General features: G+C 55.9%; 2 protein-coding genes. One reads left to right on the top strand and one right to left on the bottom strand.

The window, feature by feature from the left end:
- On the bottom strand, window positions 1–281 hold a 281-nt coding region (locus tag AC1D17_RS29240; protein WP_477568679.1), incomplete at its 3' end, for a hypothetical protein.
- Between AC1D17_RS29240 and AC1D17_RS29235 the strand changes: the two genes are divergently transcribed.
- The coding region (locus AC1D17_RS29235; protein ID WP_477568678.1) for an RBBP9/YdeN family alpha/beta hydrolase at window positions 282–706 on the top strand (425 nt) is incomplete at its 3' end.

Here is a 706-nt window from a genome sequence, read left to right as displayed (position 1 = left end):
GATAATAATGCCTGCTCGGCCCTGATCGGCAGATCAAGGGAATTTTGCGCTTCAGATGTGAGGACATGATGAGCTTGCTTGGACATTTTGACCGCCTTCAAACCATGAGGGACCAGCTGGAAGCAAAGCTGGACCTGGACGACGCGGGCTTCTCCGGAATGAACTACCGGGCGCGGCGTGATCTGCGCCAGCGCATATCCGAGATTTCGCAGGAAATCTCCGCGCTGGAGCGATCTGGCTATTTCCAAAGCTGACGGCGTTACACAGTGAGGAGCGATCACATGACACCCACCCTGATCCTGCCCGGATTGAATGGGTCCGATGATGGACATTGGCAGCGGTTTTGGCTCAAGGATGATGCAGAAAGCCGTCTGGTGGAGCAGGATGACTGGAAATCTCCAAGGATCGAAGCGTGGGCGAAACGTCTTGAAGAAGTTCTCGCTCAGGTGGGGCCAGCCTATATCGTTGCGCACAGCCTTGGCTGTCTGCTGGCTGCGAAATGCGCCGACAGGCCCTCGGCACAATTGATCAAGGGCGCGTTGCTGGTTGCACCGTGCGATCTATCGACGACAGAACGTCTGCATCCGGGCGCAATCCATTTTGGCCGGATGCCGACCCGAGTTCTGCCATTTCCAACAATCACCGTCGGAAGTCTGAACGATATCTATATGCCTCTGGAAAACCTGTCGCTCTACAGCCGCCTGTG

This window comes from Pararhizobium sp. P1_E7 (assembly GCF_056405855.1).
Note: the sequence above shows the minus strand (reverse complement) of the source record. Positions and strands in the feature narration are given on the sequence as shown.